Below are 16,798 nucleotides of genomic sequence, written 5' to 3'. Positions count from 1 at the left end.
CCGGGTTTGGCGCCGTCATGCCGCCGCGCCTGTCGCGCGCCCTCGCCGTCTTCCTGATCTATCTTTTCGCCGGCCCGCTGTTCGGTGCGCTCACCTTCGGCATCCTGATCACGATTGCCATGGCGTTCTCGCAGCCGGGTCTCGGCCTCACCATGCTCTACGCATCGATCCTGTTATTTCCGATCGCCTATCTCGTCGGCGGCATACAAGCCGCCGCGGTCGGTGCGGCGGCGGCCCTTGCCACATGGCGGCGCGGCGCGGCGCCGCTATGGCTGCCGCTCGGCGTGGCGCTGGTCGCGGCCGGTTTCCATGTCGCCCGTGTTCATGAGAACGCGAGCGACAGCCTGATCCTCGTCGCCGTGCATGTCGTTTCCGCGTCGGCCTGCTGGCTCGCCGCACGCCGGATCTGAAGGCGGGTTTCACCAGTCCCTCGCTCGGCCCATCGCCAAGCTCCTCGCCGTGCATGTCGTTTCGGCGTGGGTGCCGGCTACCGACGCCTTGATCGTCCGGCCGACGTCATTAAGAGCGCCTTAATCGGATTGCTTCATTTTTCATCGAAGTATTGCGTGAGAGTGGGGCAATGTCTTTCACCGTAACCCGTGCCTATATGCGCGGCCGTCTCCTTTTCATCATGAGCGGCTTCCTGCTGGCCGTCACCGTCGGCGCGGGCTTCATCAGCTGGCAGGCCAGCCAGGCGCGCAACAACGCCGCGTTCGGCGCGGTTCTCGACGCGATGAGCCAGGCGACGGGCGACGTCATCTACCATGCGCTCACCCTCGACCAGATACGCCTGAAGGGCGAGATCGTCCGCGAGAAGGCCAAGGCGGCGCTGCGCGGCGGCGACCATGCCGCCCCCCCGATCCAGCAATCGGCCGACCCCGCGCCCGAGGACATGCCGGCGGCCACCGCCGAGGCGAGGGAGAGGCTGCGCGCCGCGATCGAGCGGCTGGAGCGATCCTACCGTGCCTTCGGCGTCGCCGCCGACGGCGACGTCCAGACCGGGGAGAGCCAGCGCATCACCGGCGGGGACGCTTCGGAGCAGGCCGTCGGCGAGGGCGACGACGCGCTTTCCTCGCTGCTCGGCGCGATCTCCGGCATGCGCGTTCCCGAGCCGCTGGTGCGGCTGTGGCGCGGCGAGGCGGGCAGCGGCGCCCTCAAGCGCGACATCCAGGAGGTGGTGACGCTGGCCAACCGGCTCGACCTCTTCCACGACCACTCCTCGAAAGTGGCGCAGCGGGTGTTCGCCGGCCTCAACGACCTCGCCAACGAGCGGGTCCGCCCCAATCTCGACGCGACGGCCGCCGGCTTGCGCGACGACATGATCCGCAGCTACGACCGGCTGCGCGGCGTCCTCGTCGCCGTCGCGGTCGCCATCTTCCTGATCGGCGTCGGGACGACGCTGTCGATCTTCCTGCCGATGATGCGCAAGATCGCCGTGGCGCAGGACGATCTGAAGGCCGCCAACGCCTCGATGGAGGCGGCGCGCGTGAAGGCCGAATCCGCCGACCGGGCGAAGTCGGAATTCCTCGCCAATATGAGCCACGAGATCAGGACGCCGATGAACGGCGTCCTCGGCATGGCCGAGCTTCTGGTGCGTACCGACCTCGACACGCGCCAGCGCACCTTCGCCGACGTGATCCTGAAATCGGGCACCGCGCTGCTCACCATCATCAACGACATCCTCGACTTCTCCAAGATCGACGCCGGGCAGCTCAGCCTCGATCCGGCGCCGTTCCGTCTCGGCGAGGCGATCGAGGACGTGGCGACGCTGGTCTCCTCGCGCGCGGTCGAGAAGGACCTCGAACTGATCGTGCGCGTCGATCCCGAGCTGCCGGCCTGCGTCGTCGGCGATGTCGGCCGCATCCGCCAGATCGTCACCAACCTCGTCGGCAACGGTGTCAAGTTCACCGAGCGCGGCCACGTGCTGGTCAATGTCGGCGGCCATGTCGAGGACGGCGCGGCGCATGTCACCGTCAAGGTGGAAGACACCGGCATCGGCATTCCCGAGGCGATGCTGGACAGGGTGTTCGAGAAGTTCAGCCAGGTCGATTCGTCGTCGACCCGCCGTCACGAAGGCACGGGCCTCGGGCTCGCCATCGCCTCGCGGCTGGTGTCGCTGATGGGCGGAACGATGGGCGTCGACAGCGCGCTCGGCAAGGGCTCGACGTTCTGGTTCTCGGTGCCGCTCGCCGTTCACGAGGACACCGAGCCGGCCAAGCCCGTTCCCGTCGACGTCTCGGGCGCGCGCGTCCTCGTCATCGACGACAATGCGGTCAACCGCAACATCCTCACCGAGCAGCTGCGCAGCTGGCACTTCGACTGCGCGGCGGCGGATAACGGCGAGGTGGGCCTTGCCTTCCTCGACCGCGCGGCCGAGCTGAAGGCGAGCGTCGACTGCATCATCCTCGATTACCAGATGCCCGGCATCAACGGCCTCGAGGTCGCCCGGCGCATCGCCGCCAACCCGGCGACGCGGCACATACCCGTCCTGCTGCTGACGTCGGTGGACCATGCCGTGACCGGCCAGGTCGGCGCGGAAACGGGCGTCAGCGCCCATCTGAACAAGCCCGCCCGCTCGTCCGTGCTGTTGGAAACGCTGGTCATGCTGATGCAGGGCGCACGCGCCGTGCCGCACGCCGAGCCCACGCCGCTCCGGCCGGCGGCGAGGCCGGCCCCGGCGCCGGTCGCTGCCGCTCCCGCCTCGCGCGGCCAGCCGCTCGACGTGCTGGTCGCCGAGGACAACGAGGTCAACCAGCTCGTGTTCAGCCAGATTCTCGACGGGCTCGGCCTCAACTACCGCATCGCCTCGAACGGGCGCATCGCCACCGAGCTCTACCGCGCCCACAGGCCGCGGCTGATCCTGATGGACGTGTCGATGCCGGAGATGAACGGCTACGAGGCGACGCGGACGATCCGGCGCGAGGAAGAGGGCACCGGCCGGCACACGCCTATCATCGGCGTCACCGCCCACGCGCTGAAGGGCGACCGCGAGAAATGCCTCGAGGCGGGCATGGACGACTACCTGCCCAAGCCGATCTCGCCCAACAAGCTGGCGGCCAAGGTCGATGCCTGGACCGCGGGCAAGGCGAGACCGGCGCTGATCGCGTGAGGCCTCCCCCACCCCCTGGGGCCAGCGGGCGCGGCGGCGAATGCCGCCCCGCCGCACTATCCGTTGGTCTTGGCCGGGTTCATGCCCCGGGCAGGCGCGGCGGGATAGCGGACCGCGCGGCCGCCGAAGCGGCGCAGGAACTGCGTCGCCGGCTTCTCGACCGTGACATGCGCCGCGAAGGCGACAGCGAGCGACAGCACGACGATCGCCGTCGAGGCGGCGAGCCCGGGCTCGATCAGCCGGTAGATCACCGAGATGACGAGGCCGTGCAGCAGATAGAGCGCGTATGAGGCGTCGCCGATCTTCTCGACCGGCGCCAGCAGCCGCTGCGGCCACGCGCCGGCCTTCTCGAGGGTGAGGCACCCTGCGACGACCAGGAAGGACGGGACGCCCCATATCAGCACCCGCCACAGGCCGGCGGGATCGCCGCCGCCGGCAGCCGCGAGCGCGAAGCCGGTGAGGGAGAGGACGATGAGGGGCACGGCGTATTCACGGCGCGGCAGCACCATCCGCGCAAGGAGGAGGCCGGCGAGGAACTCGAGCAGCAGCGGCGACATCCAACTCTGCGCGACCGGTGTGCGCAGGTCGAGGACGAGGCCGGCGAGCGTCATCGCGCCGAGGACGACCGCGGTGACGGCGACGGGCGCGCGCAGCGCCAGCCCGAGGGCGAAGACGGCGTAGAAGAACATCTCCATGTTCAGCGTCCAGCCGACGACGACGAGCGGCGCGACCTCGCCCGCCTCGTTGAAATAGGGGATGAACAGCAGCGACATCCACAATTGCTCGGGCGTGAAGCTGAAGGACGAGAACACGCCCGCCATCGCCCCGACGCACATCAGCAACGTGACGGCCCAATAGAGCGGCACGATGCGCACGATACGGTGATAGAGGAAACGCTGCGGCGGCACGTCGTTGCCGAACGTCCCCATGATAAAGCCGGATATGACAAAGAAAAGATCAACGCCGGCCGCGCCGACGACGAACGGCGCGCCGACGATGTGAAAGGCAAGAACAGCGAGTGCGGCGACCGCGCGGATGAACTGGATGGATTTAATTTTAATCAAAATTTATCCCTCTCGTACTCATAAAATTTATATCTGTGCTTTTTCTCGCGAGATAACGGTTCCTTAAGAATAGGTTAACGCGCGGCCGCAAATGCCGGCCGTTGGCGCGGCGCGGTCGCGTGCGCTGCGATCCGGCGCGTTCTCGGGGGCGGAGAATTGGAAAAAAGGGATTGCCGCGATCAGCTATCGCGTGCGCGCCTTATGTGCATCATCGGCACCGCCTGGCGCTGCCCCTCATCCGGCTGCCGCCACCTTCTCCCCGTGAACGGGGAGAAGAGAGCTGCCGTTCTTGCTTTCGCCAATAGCATGCGTGGCAGGAGAAACTGCGAGGATTGCGGCCGGCAATCCTTCTCCCCGTTCACGGGGAGAAGGTGCCCGAAGGGCGGATGAGGGGCGGCGCGGGCGCTCGAAGATCACGCTCCGCCGGAGCGGACAGGACGCGATACGCAGACGACCGACAAAGGCGGCGACCGGGTGGCCCGGCGCGCCGTTCCTTCAATCAGTTCAGGGCTGAACGGGTAGCCTTACTCGGCCGCCTGCTTGGCGCCGGCGCCGAAGCGGCGCTCGATATAGTCGGCGAGCATCACCTGGAACTCGCCGGCGATGTCGAGGCCGCGCAGGGTCGCGGCCTTGCGGCCGTCGATGAACACCGGGGCGGCCGGCGTCTCGCCGGTGCCGGGCAGCGAGATGCCGATGTCGGCGTGCTTGGATTCGCCCGGCCCGTTGACGATGCAGCCCATCACCGCGACCTTCAGCTCCTCGACGCCGGGATATTTCTCGCGCCACACCGGCATGTTGCGGCGAAGGTCTTCCTCGATGTTGGCGGCGAGCTCCTGGAACACGGTCGAGGTGGTGCGGCCGCAGCCGGGGCAGGCCGCCACCACCGGCAGGAACTGGCGGAAGCCCATGGTCTGGAGCAGCTCCTGCGCCACCTGCACCTCGCGGGTGCGGTCGCCGCCGGGCTCCGGGGTCAGCGAGATGCGGATCGTGTCGCCGATGCCCTGCTGGAGCAGGATGCCCATCGCCGCCGACGAGGCGACGATGCCCTTCGAGCCCATGCCGGCCTCGGTGAGGCCGAGATGCAGCGCATGGTCGGAGCGCTTGGCCAGCTCGATATAGACGGCGATCAGGTCCTGGACCTGGCTGACCTTGGCCGAAAGGATGATCTTGTCGCGCGGCAGGCCGATCTCCTCGGCCATGGCGGCCGAGATCAGCGCCGACTGGACGATGGCCTCGCGCGTCACCTCGCGCGCGGTCAGCGGCGAGCCGGCGGACTGGTTCTCGTCCATCAGCCGCGTCAGCAGCTCCTGGTCGAGCGAGCCCCAGTTGACGCCGATGCGCACCGGCTTGCCGTAGCGGATCGCCGTCTCGACGATGGCGCCGAACTGGAGGTCCTTCTTCTCCTTGAAGCCGACATTGCCGGGGTTGATGCGGTACTTCGCCAGCGCCTCGGCGCAGGCCGGATGGTCGGCGAGCAGCTTGTGGCCGATATAGTGGAAGTCGCCGACCAGCGGCACGTCGATGCCGAGCCTGAGCAGCCGCTCGTGGACGCGGGGCACGGCGGCGGCTGATTCGTCGCGGTCGACGGTGACGCGCACGATCTCGGAGCCGGCGCGGTGGAGCGCGGCGACCTGCGCCACGGTGGCGTCGACATCCGCCGTGTCGGTGTTGGTCATCGACTGGACGACGACGGGCGCGTCGCCGCCGACCATGACGCCGCCCACGCACACGCCAACCGTGCGGTGGCGGGAAAGCGGGCGGTCTAGAAAGGGCTGGTCCGGGGTCAAGGTCGTGCCTGCGTGTGATGCGGTCATCTACCGCTTTTCGCCCTTCTAGCACAATCGGGCAAATGGGGCATGACAAAGACGGGTGAAGGAGGCGCATCGCGCCGGCATGGTGGAACTACCACCCCCGATTGGCATTTATGTTGCATCGCAATATAAATGCCGCGGCAACCAGAGCGGAGAATTCGACAAAATGCTGACAGGACAGACCGCCATCGTCACCGGCTCCACCTCCGGCATCGGGCTCGGCATCGCGGAGAAGCTGGCCGCAAAGGGGGCGAACGTCGTCGTCAATTCCTATTCGGACAAGACGGAAGACCATGCCATCGCCGCCGGCATCGCCTCGCGGCACGGCGTCGAGGCGGTCTACGTCAAGGCCGACATGGCGAAACCGGACGAATGCCGCGACCTCGTGGAGCAGGCGGCGGTGCGCTTCGGCCGCCTCGACATCCTCGTCAACAATGCCGGCATCCAGCATGTCGCGGCGGTGGAGGATTTCCCCGTCGAGCGCTGGAACGCGATCATCGCCATCAACCTGTCGTCGGCCTTCCACACCATCGCGGCGGCGGTGCCGCACATGAAGGCGGCGGGCTACGGGCGCATCGTCAACATCGCCTCGGCGCACGGCCTGCGCGCCTCGCCGTACAAGGCGGCCTATGTCTCGGCCAAGCACGGCGTCGTCGGCCTGACCAAGACCGTGGCGCTCGAGCTCGCCGGCAAGGGCGTGACCTGCAACGCGGTGTGCCCCGGCTTCGTGCTGACGCCGCTGGTCGAGACGCAGATCGCCGACCGGGCGAAGGAAACCGGCCTCGACCGCGAGACGGTCATCCGCGAGATCATCCTCGAGAAGCAGCCCTCCAAGCAGTTCGCCACCGTCGAGGAGATCGCGGCCGCGACTGCCTTCCTCGCCTCGAAGGATGCCGCCCAGATCACCGGGACGACGCTTTCGGTCGACGGCGGCTGGACCGCGCAGTAGACCTCGATGGCCAGGGCGCAGAACGGCAACGGGGCGGACACCGCGGCGACGAAGCCGGTCAACATCGCGCTCCAGGGCGGCGGCTCGCACGGCGCCTTCACCTGGGGCGTGCTCGACCGGCTGCTGGAGGACGGCCGGCTCGACTTCGCCGCCATCTCGGGCACCAGCGCCGGCGCCATGAACGCGGTGGCGCTGGCCGACGGCTTTTCGCGCGGCGGGCGCGACGGGGCGCGCGAAAAACTTCACGACTTCTGGCGCGCCGTCGCCCGCAAGGGTCGGTTCAGCCCGGTGCAGCGCACGCCGTGGGACGTCGTCTGGGGCAACTGGTCGGTCGAGAACACGCCGGGCTATCTGTGGTTCGATGCCCTGTCGCGGGTTCTGTCGCCCTACGCGACCAACCCCTTGAACCACAATCCGCTGCGCGAGGTGGTGGAGGCCGAGATCGACTTCGAGCGGGTGCGCGCCTGCACCTTGACGAAGCTGTTCGTCTCGGCCACCAATGTCGAGACCGGCCAGCTGCGCGTCTTCGAGACGCAGGAGATCACGGCGGACGTGGTGATGGCCTCGGCATGCCTGCCGCAGCTCTTCCACGCGGTCGAGATCGACGGCACGCCCTACTGGGACGGCGGCTATGGCGGCAATCCCGCGCTCTATCCGTTCTTCTACGCCACGCCGGTCGAGGACGTGCTGCTCGTCCAGATCAACCCGGTGCTGCGCGAGGGCGCGCCGCGCTCGGCGCGCGAGATCCAGAACCGCATCGACGAGATCACCTTCAATGCCGGGCTGATGCGCGAGTTCCGCGCCATCGCCTTCGTCAACGAGCTGATCGCCAGCGGTCGCATCGATGCCGCGCATTACCGCAACATCCGCATGCACCGCATCGACGCCGACGAGGCGCTGGAGGACCTTTCCGCCTCCTCCAAGGTCAATGCCGAATGGGCGTTCCTCGAATATCTGCGCGACCTCGGCCGCTCGGCGGCCGAGGACTGGCTGGCCGAGCATTTCGAGGCGGTCGGCAGCCATGCCACGCTCGACATCTCGCACGAGCTCGCGCCGGGCCTTGCCGCCGAGGCGCGGAAAAAGCCGGGGCGGCGGGTGCGCGAGTTCCTCGCCGCGCGGCCTCGCCCGCGAGGATAGAGCGCGCGGCCGGACGGCGGGGCCGGCTTTTCCGCCTATATCGCGCCGCAAAAGTGATGTAGGAGGAGCCACCCTCACCCTGCGGGCGAATGGCGGGCGGGTGAACGGCGGATTGAACAGAACGCGCCGCGTTCCCATATCGTCCGTGTTTGCCGGAGCTTTCGGCATGGGCGGCTCACTGGATATCGAACATGCCGAAGATCAAGCTTCACAAGGTTGCGGCGATCGCCGTTCTGATCGCCACCGGCGCGTGGGTCGCGACGGGCGAGTTCTCCTCGGTCGGCAGCGCCGCCGACGAGGCCGCGCCGCAGCAGCCGGCCGATCGGGCCGAGCAGCCGGCAGCGCCGCTGCGCACCGTCGGCGTGGTCAACCCGCCGCGCATCCGGCATTCGCGGGCGATCCGGCTTTCCGGCTCGACTGACGCCGACAAGCGCGCCGTGCTGGCGACGCGCGCGGCCGGCGTCGTCGAGGAGCTGCCGTTCGAGCAGGGCGATGCGGTCAAGCGCGGCGACCTGATCGCCAAGCTGCAGGACGAGGGCAAGGAGGCGGCGGTGGAGACCGCGCGCACGCTGCTGGCCCAGCGCGAGGCCGAGGCGACGGCCGCCCGCCGGCTCGCCGAGCGCGGCAGCCTGCCCAAGCTCCAGCTCGACGGCGTGCTGTCGGCGCTCGCCGCCGCCCGCGCCCAGTTCGACGCCGCCGTGGCCGACCTCGACCGCAACATCGTGCGCGCGCCCTTCGACGGCACGATCGACAAGGTCGACGCCGAGCTCGGCGGCTCGCTCAGCACGGGCGCGCCCGTCGCCACCATCCTGTCGCTCGATCCGATCCTCGCCCGCGGCGAGGTCTCCGAGCGCGACCTTGGCCACGTCAAGCCGGGCGACAAGGCGCGCGTGCGCCTCGTCAGCGGCGAGGAGGCCGAAGGCACCATCCGCTACATCAGCCGCGACGCGACGCCGGCGACGCGCACCTTCCGCGTCGAGGTCGCAGTGCCCAACGCCGACGGGCGCATCCCGTCGGGCATGACGGCCGAGGTGACGCTGCTCGCCGAGCCGGTGGAGGCGACGGTGCTGCCGCGTTCGGTGGTGACGCTGAGCAATGACGGCGATCTCGGCATCCGCGCCGTCGACGCCGAGAATAAGGTGGTGTTCTACCCCATCGACCTCGTCGACGACATGCAGGGCGGGCTGGTGCTCGGCGGCATCCCGGCCGACGTGCGCATCATCGTCGCCGGCCAGGAGCTGATCTCGGACGGCGACACCGTCAACCCGGTCGCGGCCGACCCCGAGACGGTCGACAAGCTGGTCGGGGAAGCGGCAGGCGGGACGAACTAGGCCATGGATATCGTCAAGCTCGCCATCAACAACGCACGGCTGACGATCACCACGCTCGTCTTCCTTATGATCATGGGCGCGATGTCGTACCTGTCGATCCCGAAGGAGGCCGAGCCCGACGTTCCCGTCCCGATCATCTATGCCAGCCTGACCTATCAGGGCATCTCGCCGGAGGATTCGGAACGCCTCCTGCTGCGCCCCGTCGAGACGCGGTTGAAGACCATCAAGGGCGTCAAGGAGATGCGCTCGGCCGCCTATCAGGGCGGCGGCTACGTGCTGCTCGAGTTCGACCCGTCGACGGACCTGAAGACCGCGCTCGACGACACCCGCAACGGGGTCGACACGGCCAGGCAGGACCTGCCGCAGGGCGCGGACGAGCCGAGCGTCCACGAGGTCAACATCTCCGAGTTCCCCGTTCTTGTCGTCACCCTGTCCGGCCACGTGCCGGAGCGCGTGCTGACGGCGGCGGCGCGCCAGCTGCGCGACCGCATCGAGGAGGTGCCGGGCGTGCTCGAGGGCGTGCTGCAGGGCGCGCGCGACGATCTGGTCGAGGTCGTCATCGACCCGATGAAGCTGACTTCCTACGGGCTGAAGCTCGATGATTTGCTCGACGGCATGAACGCCTCGAACAGCCTCGTCGCCGCCGGCGCGCTGCAGGGCAGCGAGGGCAAGTACGCGGTCAAGGTGCCGGCGCTGATCGAGACGGTCGAGGACGTCGCCAACCTGCCGATCCTCGCCGGCCGCAACGCCATCGTGCGCGCGCAGGACCTCGCCACCGTGCGCTCGACCCATGCCGATGCCGAGACGATCACCCGGCTCGACGGCAAGCCGGCCATCGCCATCGAGGTCAAGAAGCGCACCGGCGCCAACCTCGTCGATGCGGTGGAGGAGGTGAAGCGGATCGCCGACGCCTTCCAGAAGACGCTGCCCGAGGGCATGACCGTCACCTACACGCAGGACAAGTCGGTCTTCATCAACCAACTTCTCGGCGAGCTGCAGAACCATGTGCTGATCGCCGTCATCCTCGTCTTCATCGTCATCCTCTACGCGCTGTCGGGCCGCTCGTCGCTGCTGATCGGCCTCGCCATCCCGTCTTCGTTCCTGATGGGCATCCTGCTGCTCGCGCTGATGGGCTTCACGATCAACATGATCGTGCTGTTCAGCCTGATCCTCGCCGTCGGCATGCTGGTGGACGACGCCATCATCGTGGTCGAATTCGCCGAGCGGCGCATGTCGGAGGGCATGCCGCGCGAGGCCGCGTTCGAGCTCGCCGCCAAGCGCATGGCCGGGCCGGTGGCCGCCGCGACGCTGACGCGCATCGCCGCCTTCTCGCCGCTGCTGTTCTGGCCCGGCCTGGTCGGCGACTTCATGAAGTACCTGCCGATCACGCTGATCGTCACGCTCGCCGCCTCGATGCTCTACGCGCTGGTCTTCACCCCGACGCTCGGGGCGAAGTTCGCCAAGGCGCATGTCCATGAAGAGGGCGAATTGCGCGACGGCTGGTACATGGCCGTGGTCAAGCAGGCGGTGCGCTTCCCGAAGACGGTGCTGATGCTGGCGCTCGGCCTGCTCGTCGGCGTCATGTACGCCTATTCGCATTACGGCAAGGGCGTCGAGTTCTTCCCCAATGTCGAGCCGGATTACGGCCTGCTCTACGTCCATGCGCGCGGCAACCTCTCGCTCGCCGAGATGGATGCGGCCACCCGCAAGGCCGAGGACAGGCTGCTCGGCTGGCCGGGCATCGAATCCGTCTACACCCGCGTCGGCCAGGTGCGCGGCGCGCAGGACATTCCCGAGGACGTCGTCGGCGTCATCCAGTACGAGTTCGTCGACTGGCGCGAGCGCAAGCCCGCGCACGAGATCCTCGACGATCTGCGCGCCGTCATGGCCGGCATTCCCGGCGTCGACGTCGAGGTGCGTGTGCCGGATGCCGGCCCGCCGACCGGCAAGCCGGTCCAGGTCCGTGTCTCGGCGGCCGATCCGCAGGGGCTGGACGATCATGCCCGCGCCGTCGCCGCCCGGCTCGGCGAGATCCCCGGCGTCATCGACATTTCCGACGGCCTGCCGCCGCCCGGCGTCGACTGGGCGCTCAACATCGACCGGACCAAGGCCGCCCAGCACGGCATCAGCCCGATCGGCGTCGGCGTCGTCGTGCAGCTCGTCACCTCGGGTCTCAAGCTGACCGACTACCGCCCGGCCGGCGCGGACGACGCGGTCGACATCCGTCTGCGCCTGCCCGAGGATCGCCGCACGCTGTCGACGCTCGACGAGTTGCGCATCGAGACGCCGCTCGGCTCGGTGCCGATCTCCAACTTCGTCACCCGCAAGCCCGAGCCGCGCACCGGCATCCTGAACCGCATCGACGGCGAGCGCACTGTGGTGGTGCAGGCCAACGTCGCCTCCGGCTTCCAGGTCTCGGCCGTGCAGGCGCAGGTGCAGGAGGCGGTCGGCGGCATGGACCTCGGCAGCGCGACGTGGAAGCTCGCCGGCTCCAGCCAGGAGAGCGACGACGCCAGCGCCTTCCTCGCCAACGCCTTCGGCGCGGCGATCTTCCTGATCTTCATCGTGCTGCTCGCCCAGTTCAACAAGTTCACCAGCGTCTTCCTCGTCCTGATGACGGTGGTGATGTCGACGATCGGCGTGTTCCTCGGCCTGCTGCTCACCGGCCAGGCCTTCGGCATCATCATGTCGGGCATCGGCGTCATCGCGCTGGCCGGCGTGGTGGTCAACAACAACATCGTGCTGATCGACACCTACGACCGGCTGCGCCACGAGGGCTGGAACAAGCTCGACGCCGTGCTCCAGACCTGCCGCGAGCGCGCCCGCCCGGTGGTGCTGACGGCTGCCGCCGCCATCCTCGGCGTGCTGCCGATCGCGCTCGGCCTCGGGCTGGAGCTGTTCCACCACGAGACGACGATCAACGCGCCGTCGACCCAGTGGTGGATCTCGCTGTCCTCGGCCATCGTCTACGGGCTCGCCTTCGCCACGGTGCTGACGCTGATCGTCACACCCTCGGCGCTGATGGTGTTCACCCGCGACAACCGCCCGGCGGGCGAGAAGCGGCGCGGGCTTCTGGCGCGGCTGTTCGGCCGTGGAAGCGGCGTCGAAGACGCCGAGCCCGAAGCGGTGGCGGCCAAGGACGACATGCCCCTGCCCAAGGCGGCGGAGTAGGGCTCCCCCAAAAGGGGGGAGCGCTTCAGAACTTCACCCGCACCGTCGCCTCGACGCTGCGGCCGATCCCGGGAACCTCGTCGAAGGACGAGCGGTATTCCTTGTCGAGGATGTTGTTGAAGGCGACGCTGAAGCGATATTTTTCGTCCTCGCCGAACGCGCCGCCGAAGGCGAGGTTGAGCGTCGCCCAGCCGGGCAGGCGGCGCAGGGGTCCGCCTTCCTCCTGCTCGGAGACCGCCGTCGCGGCACGCACGTAAAGGTCGCTCCAGACGTTGCGGCCGGCCAGTTCGCCCTCCCAGCGCAGGCCGAAGCGGCCCGAGAGCGCCGGCGTGTTGCTGTGATAGGTCGAGACCGTGTCGAAGGTCAGCTCGCGCCGCATCCACGTGCCGGTGACGTAGGGCGTCAGCGTGGTGCCGGGCAGGATGTACTCGGCGGCGAGCTCGAGGCCGTAGGTCCTTGCCGTGTTGGCGTTGTCGTAGATGAAGCGCGGCCGGGTGAGATAGCGGCCGGGGCACGTGCCGACGGAGGCGCAGGTCGCCCGCGTGATGTAGTCCTGCGCCTCGCTGTAGAAGGCGGTGGCGTCGACGATCAGGCCGCCGGCGTCGTAGCGCGCGCCGATCTCGGCATTGCGCGAGGTTTCCGGCTTCAGGGCCGGATTGCCGAAGATGACGCGCTCGCGCGCGATCGAGTCGCTGAAGAGCTGGAACAGCGTCGGCGTGATGTAGCCTTCGGAATAGAGCGCCCTCAGCGTCGTGTTCCCGATGCCGGTATAGACGAGGCCGAGCGAGGTGACGAAGCGGCCGTCGCTGCGGCCGGCATAGTCCTGCCGGTCCGGGTCGCTGGTGTGAGCGAGGTCGGTGCGGGTGTGGTAGTAGCGCGCGCCCGCCGTCAGCCTGAAATCGTCGGCGAAGGACCATTCGTTCTGGGCGAAGGCCGAGACCGTGCGGATCGAGGCGTCGTCGGTGACCGGCGCCGGAACGATCGGCGGCGCGGGAACCGGAGCCGTCGCCTTGCTGGCGGCGAGCGAGTCGTCGAGATAGTGCAGCCCGACGATGGTGTAGTGGTCGGGATGGAACTGGAGGTCCACCTGCGCCGTGCCGCCCCAGTGGGTGTTGACGTCCTCGGAAACCGTCCGCGTGCGCTGGACGACCGGCAGCATCGGATTGGGCCGGATCGCCACTTCATTTGTGAACAGCCGGTCCACCTCCTGATAATAGCCGTCGAGGCGGACCTTGCGCACGATGTCGCTGATGTCGCTGCCCTCGTAATGGAGCCCGACCTTGCGCAGGTCGCGCTTCGGCAGGTCGATCCTGAAATCGACGATCGGGGGAACGAGCGTCGCCGGGTCGGTCCAGCTCTCGCTCCAGAGCCGGTGCTGCATCGCCTTCACCGCGATGTAGTGGTTGCCCGCCTCGCCGAAGGTGTAGCCCAGATGCGCCGAGATGTTGTCGTTGCCGAAGGCGGTGCCGTCGAGGCGGCCGGTCGAGGTGTAGCGGCCGTCCGGCACGCGGCGGTCGCCGTGATCGTCGAGGCTGCCGGAGAAACGATAGTCGAAATTGCCCACCGTGCCGGAGACCGCGGCCCAGCCCTGCCAGCCGGCCGTGCCGGAATAGTAGGTGCCGCCGGTCTCGACCTCGACCGGCTTGTCGGCGCCGCGCTTGGTGATGATGTTGACCACACCGCCGATGGCCTTGGCGCCGTGCAGCACCGAGGCGGGGCCGCGCACCACCTCGATGCGCTCGACATTGGACGGGTCGATCAGGACCGGCGTGCCGTAGTCGGAATGATCGGTGATCTCCTGCCCGTCGACGAGGATGGTGACGCGGCGCGAGGATTCGCCGCGGATGGAAATCCGCTTCATGCCCGGCGCGGAGGAATCCACCACCTCGACGCCCGGCACGTCGCGCAGCATCTCGGCGACGCTCTCCGGCGTCTTCCTCTCCATCTCCTGCCTGTCGAGGACCGTCACCGAGGCGGGGTTGTCCTGCACCGAGGTCTCGGTGCGGGTGCCGATGACGGCGATGGTGCCGAGCCAGGTGACGCCGTCCTGGGCCTGCGCCGCGCCCGTCGCCCCGCAGGCCGAGGTCAGCGCCAGGGCGAGCCCGGCCTTTCGCAACGCCGGGCGGACCCGGCGCAAACCGTTCGATCGATCGATATGGGTCATTCTCGATCGCCGGCCCCGCATCCGGATGCCGGCCCCCTCATGCTGGGTTCTGTCGGCAAGAACAGTGCGGGAGGGGCGCCGCAAACGCCTTGACTATTGTCAGGTCAGCCGTTGTGACAACTGGTCGCGGGGCGCGCGGAACCTATCGCGATCCAACCTAACAATCGTCAAGGAGAAAATTTCCGCAAATATTCACAGTGGCTGCGCGGGTTCAACCATCGGAGGTAACCATGACGCACCGAACCAAATTACCCACCTATGCTTATCTGGCAGGGACGGCAGCACTGGCGCTGGTGCTCCATGCCTTTCCTGCCTCGGCCAAGGAACCGCAGGCGCAGGCCGGCGGCGCGATGGCGACGCTCGCCCAGCTCGGCGTCGAGATTTCGGGCATGGACCCGAACGACCCGATCATGTCGAAGGAAGAGTTCGACGCCGGGACCAAGATCTATTTCGAGCGCTGCGCCGGCTGCCACGGCGTGCTGCGCAAGGGCGCGACCGGCAAGGCGCTGACCACCGACATCACGATCGGGCACGGCTTCGACTATCTGCGCGACTTCATCACCTACGGCTCGCCGGCTGGCATGCCCAACTGGGGCACCTCGGGCGAGCTGACCGAGGACGAGATCGCCATGATGGCGAAGTACCTGATGATCGAGCCGCCGGCGCCGCCCGAATGGGGCATGCCCGAGATGCAGGCGTCGTGGCAGGTTCTCGTCAAGCCCGAGGACCGGCCGAAGGAGAAGATGAACGACATCGACCTCGACAACCTGATGTCGGTGACGCTGCGCGATTCCGGCCAGATCGCGCTGATCGACGGCGGCACCTACGACATCAGGGCGGTGATCGACACCGGCTATGCCGTCCACATCAGCCGCATCTCGGCCTCGGGGCGCTATCTGTTCGTCATCGGCCGCGACGGCCTCGTCAACATGATCGATCTGTGGATGGAGACCCCGGCCAACGTCGCCCAGATCAAGATCGGCATCGAGGCGCGCTCGGTCGAGACCTCGAAGTTCGCCGGCTACGAGGACAGGTACGCCATCGCCGGCGGCTACTGGCCGCCGCAATACGTCATCATGGACGGCGAGACGCTAGAGCCGCTGAAGATCGTCTCCACCCGCGGCAACGTTTATGACGAGCAGGTCTACCACCCCGAGCCGCGCGTCGCCTCGATCGTGTCGTCGCACAACAATCCCGAGTTCATCGTCAACGTGAAGGAGACGGGCAAGATCCTGTTCGTTGACTACACCGACCTGAAGAACCTGAAGACGGTCGAGGTCGAGGCCGAGCGCTTCCTGCACGATGGCGGGTTCGACAGCACCAAGCGCTACTTCCTCGTGGCGGCCAACCAGCGCGGCAAGATCGCGGTGGTCGACACCAAGGAGGACAAGCTGACGGCGCTGATAGAGACCGGCGGCCAGATCCCGCATCCGGGGCGCGGCGCGAACTTCACGCACCCGGTCTACGGCCCGGTCTGGGCGACCTCGCATCTGGGCGACGAGACGGTGGCGCTGGTCGGCACCGATCCGGAAGGCAACGCCGACCATGCCTGGAAGATCGTCGACAGCTTCCCGGCGCTCGGCGGCGGCTCGCTGTTCATCAAGACGCATCCGAACTCCAAGCACCTCTATGTCGATGCCACCTTCAACCCCGATGCCGAGATTTCCGCGGCGGCGGCGGTGTTCGACATCGACAAGATGGGCGGCAACCCGGACGAGGACCCCGAATTCGTCACCCTGCCGATCGTCGAGTGGGCCGGCATCACCGAAGGCCAGCCGCGCGTCGTCCAGCCAGAATTCAACAAGGAGGGCACCGAGGTCTGGTTCTCGGTGTGGAACGCCAAGGACAAGGAAAGCGCCATCGTCGTCGTCGACGACAAGACGCTGGAGCTGAAGAAGGTGATCAAGGACAAGGGCCTGATCACGCCGACGGGCAAGTTCAACGTCCTCAATACCCAGAAGGACATCTACTGACCTTGCGCCTGCAGGGATGGGCGGGCGCCATCCGCCCGCCCCTTTCCTTTTCCGCTCCGCCGTTTCCGTCTGGAATTGCCGAATGGGGC

At 67.9% G+C, this 16,798-nt stretch carries 10 protein-coding genes; 7 read left to right on the top strand and 3 right to left on the bottom strand.

Features of this window, described 5'->3' with window-relative positions; genetic code table 11:
- Positions 1-17 precede the first annotated feature (17 nt).
- Both M9945_RS19395 and M9945_RS19390 read left to right on the top strand, forming a co-directional pair.
- Positions 18-410, top strand: coding sequence for a hypothetical protein (locus tag M9945_RS19395; protein ID WP_367945855.1), 393 nt, complete (start codon positions 18-20; stop codon positions 408-410).
- 170 nt (positions 411-580) lie between these two features.
- Positions 581-3,109: a response regulator gene (locus M9945_RS19390; RefSeq protein ID WP_367945854.1), complete on the top strand. Its 2,529-nt coding sequence runs from the start codon at positions 581-583 to the stop codon at positions 3,107-3,109.
- Between the two features lie 56 nt (positions 3,110-3,165).
- Here M9945_RS19390 and M9945_RS19385 read toward each other — a convergent pair whose 3' ends face one another.
- Positions 3,166-4,173, bottom strand: coding sequence for an acyltransferase family protein (locus M9945_RS19385; RefSeq protein ID WP_367928767.1), 1,008 nt, complete (start codon positions 4,171-4,173; stop codon positions 3,166-3,168).
- Positions 4,174-4,697: 524 nt separating this feature from the next.
- A complete protein-coding gene (gene ispG / locus M9945_RS19380) occupies positions 4,698-5,987 on the bottom strand; it encodes a flavodoxin-dependent (E)-4-hydroxy-3-methylbut-2-enyl-diphosphate synthase (protein WP_367945853.1) in 1,290 nt (429 codons plus the stop codon).
- Between the two features lie 163 nt (positions 5,988-6,150).
- Between ispG and M9945_RS19375 the strand changes: the two genes are divergently transcribed.
- The 4 genes from M9945_RS19375 (at position 6,151) to M9945_RS19360 (ending at position 12,572) form a co-directional block, all read left to right on the top strand.
- Positions 6,151-6,933, top strand: a complete 783-nt coding sequence (locus M9945_RS19375; protein ID WP_367945852.1) for a 3-hydroxybutyrate dehydrogenase — start codon at positions 6,151-6,153, stop codon at positions 6,931-6,933.
- A gap of 6 nt (positions 6,934-6,939) precedes the next feature.
- Entirely contained in the window at positions 6,940-8,070 is a 1,131-nt protein-coding gene (locus tag M9945_RS19370; RefSeq protein ID WP_367945851.1) for a patatin-like phospholipase family protein, read from the top strand.
- 191 nt (positions 8,071-8,261) lie between these two features.
- Entirely contained in the window at positions 8,262-9,401 is a 1,140-nt protein-coding gene (locus tag M9945_RS19365) for an efflux RND transporter periplasmic adaptor subunit (RefSeq protein WP_367945850.1), read from the top strand.
- 3 nt (positions 9,402-9,404) lie between these two features.
- The gene (locus M9945_RS19360; RefSeq protein ID WP_367945849.1) at positions 9,405-12,572 is read left to right on the top strand and encodes an efflux RND transporter permease subunit; all 3,168 of its coding nucleotides are present in this window, start codon (positions 9,405-9,407) and stop codon (positions 12,570-12,572) included.
- Positions 12,573-12,597: 25 nt separating this feature from the next.
- Here the strand turns inward: M9945_RS19360 and M9945_RS19355 are convergent, their stop codons facing one another.
- The gene (locus M9945_RS19355) at positions 12,598-14,736 is read right to left on the bottom strand and encodes a TonB-dependent receptor plug domain-containing protein (RefSeq protein WP_367945848.1); all 2,139 of its coding nucleotides are present in this window, start codon (positions 14,734-14,736) and stop codon (positions 12,598-12,600) included.
- A gap of 230 nt (positions 14,737-14,966) precedes the next feature.
- Between M9945_RS19355 and M9945_RS19350 the strand changes: the two genes are divergently transcribed.
- Positions 14,967-16,709 (top strand): cytochrome D1 domain-containing protein, encoded by a 1,743-nt coding sequence (locus M9945_RS19350; protein WP_367945847.1) that lies wholly within the window; start codon positions 14,967-14,969, stop codon positions 16,707-16,709.
- Positions 16,710-16,798: the final 89 nt, after the last annotated feature.

The sequence above is a fragment of the Aquamicrobium sp. genome (assembly GCF_023954335.1).
GTDB lineage: Bacteria > Pseudomonadota > Alphaproteobacteria > Rhizobiales > Rhizobiaceae > Aerobium.
Note: the sequence above shows the minus strand (reverse complement) of the source record. Positions and strands in the feature narration are given on the sequence as shown.